This is a genomic window from Clavibacter lycopersici (assembly GCF_003576405.1).
GTDB classification, from domain to species: domain Bacteria; phylum Actinomycetota; class Actinomycetes; order Actinomycetales; family Microbacteriaceae; genus Clavibacter; species Clavibacter lycopersici.
In genome coordinates, this window is the sequence record NZ_QWGT01000174.1 from 1 (window position 1) to 5,970 (window position 5,970).

General features: G+C 73.3%; 7 protein-coding genes and 1 pseudogene. 2 read left to right on the forward strand and 6 right to left on the reverse strand.

All coding sequences use genetic code 11. The features are described 5' to 3' along the window. Positions 1-193 (forward strand): annotated as a pseudogene (locus DZG00_RS11190) (histidine-type phosphatase); the annotation flags it as partial. Here DZG00_RS11190 and DZG00_RS11195 read toward each other — a convergent pair. From DZG00_RS11195 to DZG00_RS11220, 6 genes are all read right to left on the reverse strand, one after another. Continuing rightward, on the reverse strand, positions 190-633 hold the full coding sequence (locus tag DZG00_RS11195) for an SRPBCC family protein (RefSeq protein WP_119383345.1): 444 nt from the start codon (positions 631-633) through the stop codon (positions 190-192). The pseudogene DZG00_RS11190 and the gene DZG00_RS11195 overlap by 4 nt on opposite strands. Positions 634-787: 154 nt before the next feature. Then, positions 788-2,488 (reverse strand): MDR family MFS transporter, encoded by a 1,701-nt coding sequence (locus DZG00_RS11200; protein WP_119455629.1) that lies wholly within the window; start codon positions 2,486-2,488, stop codon positions 788-790. Further along, positions 2,485-3,138, reverse strand: coding sequence for a TetR/AcrR family transcriptional regulator (locus DZG00_RS11205; protein WP_233549176.1), 654 nt, complete (start codon positions 3,136-3,138; stop codon positions 2,485-2,487). Before DZG00_RS11205 ends, DZG00_RS11200 begins: the two co-directional genes overlap by 4 nt. 173 nt (positions 3,139-3,311) lie before the next feature. After that, positions 3,312-4,019 carry a DUF3349 domain-containing protein gene (locus DZG00_RS11210; RefSeq protein WP_119455630.1) on the reverse strand — a complete coding sequence of 236 codons (708 nt, stop codon included), beginning with the start codon at positions 4,017-4,019 and terminating at the stop codon, positions 3,312-3,314. A 2-nt stretch (positions 4,020-4,021) separates the two neighbouring features. Beyond that, entirely contained in the window at positions 4,022-4,333 is a 312-nt protein-coding gene (locus DZG00_RS11215) for a hypothetical protein (RefSeq protein WP_119383047.1), read from the reverse strand. A gap of 11 nt (positions 4,334-4,344) precedes the next feature. Further along, complete coding sequence (locus DZG00_RS11220; protein WP_119383048.1) at positions 4,345-5,562, reverse strand: inorganic phosphate transporter; 1,218 nt, start codon at positions 5,560-5,562, stop codon at positions 4,345-4,347. 128 nt (positions 5,563-5,690) lie between these two features. On the opposite strand from DZG00_RS11220, the gene DZG00_RS11225 reads away from it, so the two are divergent. Continuing rightward, on the forward strand, positions 5,691-5,970 hold a 280-nt coding region (locus DZG00_RS11225; RefSeq protein WP_158587804.1), incomplete at its 3' end, for a GNAT family N-acetyltransferase.

Consider the following 5,970-nt stretch of genomic DNA (forward strand, 5'->3'; position numbering starts at 1 on the left):
CGGGTCGCCTTCCGAGCTCGCCGCCGCCGACGCCTCCGCCGCCCGCGGCGAGACGCTCGCGGCCACCGGCATGTCCGCCGACGAGCTGCCGTTCCTCGCCGTCCTGGCGTTCGCGCTCGCGGCAGCGGGGATCACCGCGGTGGGCGTGGTGCGGCGGCCGCAGCGCGACCGGCCGACCGGCGGTACGCGCTAGGCGGTCGGCGCGACCAGCCCCTCCATCACGTCGAGGAACGCGTCCCAGCCCTGCATCGTCATCGCGCGCTGCTCGGGCGTGAACTCGCCCGCCGTCTGCGTCATGGTCATGCGCGTCGCGCCGCCGGCGACCTCCTCGAGGTCGACCGTGAGCGGATCGCCCGCGGGCTCCTCGGGCCGGTCGGTCATGGTCATCGCGACGCGCGTCGGCCGGTCGAGCTCGACGTACTCGCCCGCCCAGCGGATCGCGTCCCCGTCGGGCAGGCGCATGACCGCGCTCCACGAGCCGCCCTCCCGCACGTCCATCCGCAGCGTGTCGAGCGGCACGTCGACCGCTGCGGTGCCGAACCAGGCGGAGAAGTCCGCCGGCGTGGTCCACGCGTCGAAGACGCGCTCCCGCGGGGCGGCGAACGTGCGGGTGATGACGATGGGCTCGCTCACGGCGACCTCCGATGGCGCGGGACGGACGGGGCCCGCAGCGGCGGCGCCGGATGCAGGAGGGCCGCCGCCTCCGCGAGGAGACGGCGGCCCTCCCGCGATCCGACCAGCCGGGGCGAGCCGTGTCAACGGCTCGTGCGCCGGCCGGATGCCCGGGTCAGCTGCCGGAGCCGTCCCGCGCGTCGCTCGACGGCACCGCGATCCGCGACGCGTCATCGGCCGCGTCCGGGCCGGTCGCCTGCGCTGCGCTCGCACCCGCACGACCGCCGGCCCGCTGCTCCGCCTCGAGCCGCTCGGCCTCCTCGCCGCCCACCGCCTCGCCGCGGGCGACGAGCCCGGCGACGTCCGACAGCGGGATCTGCTTGAGCACGAGCGAGAGCACGAACGCGATGGCGATGAACGGCACGAGGTACCAGAACACGGGCGCCAGCGCGTCGGCGTACGCGTTGACGATCCCGTCGCGCACGGCGTCGGGCAGACCGTTCAGCGTCTGCGGGTCGATGCTGCTGGCCGAGCTCGCGGCGGCGTCGGGCGATGCGCCGGCGCCGGCGAACACGCCCGTGAGGTTCTCGGTGAGGCGCGTCGTGAACAGCGTGCCGAACACGGCCGTGCCGAGCGCGGCGCCCACCTCGCGGAAGTAGTTGTTCGTGCTGGTCGCCGTGCCGATCTGCGCGGCGGGCACCGCGTTCTGCACCACGAGCACCACCACCTGCATGATCAGGCCGAGCCCCAGCCCGAAGACGAAGAGGAACACGCAGATCAGCCACACGGGCGTCTCGGCGGTGAGCGAGGTCATCAGCACGAGCGCCAGCATCGTGAGGAGCGTCCCGACGATGGGGAAGATCCGGTACCGGCCCGTGCGGCTGATGAGGATGCCCGACGTGATCGACATGCCGATGAGGCCCACCATCATCGGCAGGAGCAGCAGCCCCGAGACCGCGGCCGAGGTGCCGGTGGACATCTGCAGGAACGTCGGCACGAAGCCGATCGCCGCGAACATGCCGATGCCGAGCGCGAGGCCGATGGCGGTCGCGTTCACGAACACGGGGTTGCGGAACAGGCTCAGCGGGATCACCGGGTCGTCCGCCCGCGACTCCGTGAACACGAACAGCGACGCCGCGACCACGAGCCCGAGTCCCCACGCCCAGGTGAGGAGCGATCCCCAGCCGTAGGCCTTGTCGCCGCCGAAGTCGGTGAAGAAGATGAGGCAGGTCGTGGCGATCGAGAGCAGCACGACGCCCGCCACGTCGATCCGCTTGGTCGCCTTCTTGCTCGGCAGCGTCAGCGTGATGAACGCCACGACGAAGGCCGCGATCCCGATCGGGATGTTGATGTAGAACGCCCACTGCCAGGTGAGGTGGTCGACGAAGAAGCCGCCGAGGAGGGGGCCGCCGACGGCCGAGAGGCCGAAGATGCCGCCGAGCGGGCCGAGGTACCTGCCGCGCTGGTTGGCGGGCACGATGTCGGCGATGATCGACTGCGACAGGATCATGAGCCCGCCGCCGCCGAGGCCCTGCGCCGCGCGGAACACGACGAACGACCAGAAGTCGCCCGCGAACGCGCAGCCGACCGAGGCGAGCGTGAAGATCGCGATGGCCGCGAGGAACAGGTTCCGCCGGCCGAGCACGTCGCCGAACTTGCCGTAGATGGGCATGACGATCGTGGTGGCGAGCAGGTACGCGGTGGTGATCCACACCTGGTGGTCGACGCCGCCGAGCTCGCCGACGATGGTCGGCATCGCGGTGGAGACGATGGTCTGGTCGAGGCTCGACAGGAGCATGCCGGCGATGAGGGCCGAGAAGATGATCCAGATGCGCCGCTGCGTGAGCAGGAGGGGCGCGGGGGCGGTGGCGGTCATGGGGTCCGTTCGTGCTTGCGGGTGGTCGTGGTGGTGGTCGGATGCGCGATCTCGCGGAGGGCGTCGAGGCGCCGCCGCAGGATGAGCTGGATGGGGTCGACGTTGTCGGGGGCGAGGAACTCGCGCGCGCTCGCCCGGCCGAGCGCGCCCATGGTCTGGACGACGACGGCCGCGCGGAGATCGCCGGACGGCAGCCCCTCGCGGCGCTCGACGAGGAGCACGTCCTTCGCCTCGTCGTCCATGGCGGCCTCGAGGGCGCGCACGAGGAGGCCGGGCTCGCGTCGGAAGGCCGCGTGCATGTCCTGCATGGAGGTGCCGTCGGTGTCGAGGCGGGCCCAGCGCTCGAGGCACAGCTCCGCGAGGTCGTCGAGGAGCGAGGGCGAGAGCGCGGGATCCCGCGGATCGCCGGCCGCGACGAACGCCTCCTCGAGGTCCTGGGTGTCGACCCGGGCGGAGCGCCCGAAGAGCGCGTCCTCCTTGGAGGCGAAGTAGTTGAAGAACGTGCGCCGGGAGACGCCGGCCGCGTCGCAGACCTCCTCGACCGTGAACCCGGCGAGCCCGCGTTCGGCGGTGAGGCGGCGGGCCAGCGTCGTGAGCCGCGCCGAGGTCTCGACCCGGCGTCGCTCGCGGAGTCCCGTTGCACTCGTCATCACGGAGTGCATCTTTGCACTCGTGGGCGATCAGTGCAATGCGCGAGGCGGGGCGCCGGCGTCGACCCCGTCACCGAAGAGGGGGATGGTCGTCAGCAGCCCCGGTGACGGCCCGGATGGCCCGCCGCCGCATCCCCGCCCGCGCCGGATCGCGGCGGACCGGCGACCCGTCCCTAGATGCGGAAGCCGTCCGGCCAGCCGTGCGCCTCGAGGTAGGCGCGCACGCGCTCGACGTCGTCGTCCGACGGCAGCTCGGATGTGACGCCCGCGATGGCGTCGGCGACCTCGACGCGGCTGGCCGGGAGGCCTCCCTCGGACGCGAGCCGGGCGCTCACCTCCTGCACCTCCTCGTCGCTGAGGCGGCGACGCAGCAGCGCGAGCAGCGGGACGAAGTCCTGCTCGGGGAGTCCGGCGGGGTAGCCCGCGCGCAGCCAGGCGACGATGCGGGACACGAGGCCCGTGCGCTCGGTCGCGCGCGCGTCGGCGGCGTCCGGCTCGTGCAGGTCGTCGGGGGATCCGAGCGGCCAGCCCGCCGCGGCCAGCCGCGCCGAGACGCGCACGAGGTCCTCGGGCATCGCGGGGCCGAGCAGCAGCTCCTCGACGCGCTCGCGGAGCCGGCTGCGGCCGATCGCCTCGCCCGCCGCGTCCGCCTGCACGGCGTCGTCGACGAGCTGGTCGACCACCTGCTCGAGCTCCTCGGCGGTGAGGCTGCGGCGGAGGATCCCGAGCAGCGGCACGTAGTCCTGGTCCGGCACGCCGGACGGGTAGCCCGCGCGCAGCCAGCCGACGACGCGCTGGACGATGCCGCGGTCGGGACGCTCGGGGACGACGACGGGCGAGCCCTCGCCGGGCCCGCCGCCCTCGGATGCGCTGTCGGTCATGATCAGCCCTTCGAGGTGAAGGTCGGGATGACGTGCTCGAAGCTCACCGACTGGCCGAGGCCCGTCGCGATGATGAGCGTGAGGCCCGCGACCACGGCGAGGACGACGATGGCGTAGCAGAGCGCGCCGGCCAGCTGGAGGACGGGGGCGGGCAGGCGGCGCGAGCTGTCGGATCCGGCGACGCGGCCCGTGGTGTCGGGGCCGGCGAGCGCGAAGGACCGCACCCCGAGCGCGAAGAGGGCGGGCAGGCCCGCGCCGAGCACGAGGGCGACGACGGCGACCTGGCCGACGGCGGAGAGGAAGAGGGGCAGCATGGCGGGATCCTTCAGGCGTCGGCGGGCTGGGTGGCGGGGCGGGCGGTCTTCTCGTCGGACCACTCGTCGTTGACGTTGTGGGCGCCGACGTCGTCCTTGCGCGAGCGGACGTAGACGGTGATCGAGACGGCGACGAGCACGAGCGTCATGGCGATGCCGCCCGCCGCGCCGCCGATGAGGTGGCCGAGCCACCACATGACCGCGCCCACGAGCGCGGCGGCCGGGAGCGTGATGATCCAGGCGACGACCATGCGCAGCGCGACGCGCCAGCGCACCTGCGCGCCGGGGCGGCCGACGCCGGAGCCGAGGATCGAGCCGGTGGCGACGTGCGTGGTGGAGAGCGCGAAGCCGAGGTGGCTCGACGCGAGGATGACCGCGGCCGACGAGCTCTCGGCCGCCATGCCCTGGTGCGTGTCGATCTCGACGAGGCCCTTGCCGACCGTGCGGATGATGCGCCAGCCGCCGATGTAGGTGCCGAGCGAGATGGCGAGCGCGCAGCTGATCTTCACCCAGAACGGCACCGACTCCGTGTCGGTCCAGCCGCCCGCCGCGATGAGCGCGAGCGTGATGACGCCCATGGTCTTCTGCGCGTCGTTGGTGCCGTGCGCGAGCGAGACGAGCGAGGCGCTGCCGATCTGGCCGATGCGGAAGGTGCGGTCGAGGCCGCGCCCGGCGAGGTTGCCGACGATGCGGAACACGAGCCACGTGCCGACGGCGGCCACCGCCCCCGCGAGGATCGGCGACATGAGCGCCGGCAGGATCACCTTCCCCACGACGCCGTCGAGCTTGGATCCGTCGCCGGCCCAGTTCACGCCGTCGAGACCGAGGCCCGCGAGCGTGGATCCGATGAGCCCGCCGAACAGCGCGTGCGACGAGCTCGACGGGAGGCCCAGCAGCCAGGTGAGCAGGTTCCAGACGATGCCGCCGATGAGGCCGGCGAGCACGATCAGCAGCAGCGCGGATCCGCCGCCCTGCAGCAGCGCCGGGTCGGGGGCTCCCGTCTTGTCCTGGATCTTCACGACCGCGTTCGTGACCGTGAGCGCGACCTCGATGCTGAGGAACGCGCCGACGAGGTTGAGCACGGCGGACAGCGTGACGGCGACCTTGGGCTTCAACGCGCCGGTCGCGATGGACGTGGCCATCGCGTTCGCCGTGTCGTGGAAGCCGTTGGTGAAGTCGAAGGCGAGCGCCGTGATGACGACGAGCACGAGGAGAATGAAGGGATCCACGGCGATGAGCATGCGCCCTGCCGGCATGTCCCCTCTACGGGGGACCGGCGGGTTCACGCGCTGTTCACCCGCCCCTGTGGAGAATGGCGAGGGCGGGCGACGCGGCCCGCGCGAACCCGAGGACCGACGTGATCACCGAGCTGCACGCCCCCGCCGACCTCTCCCCCGCCGATCGCGCGGCGACGGGCGCCCTCAGCGACCTGGCCTTCGCGCTCCCGCCGGGCGACCCCGCGAGCCGGATGACCTGGGCGGATCCCGATGGGATCGTGATCGCCCGCGACCCCGACGGCGGCGTGGCCGCGATGGTCGTGGTCGTGCACCGGGACGGCCTGCTCGACGGGCGGCCCGTGCGGCTGGCCGGGATCGGCGGCGTCGCGAGCCACCCGTCCGTGCGCGGCCGGGGCTACG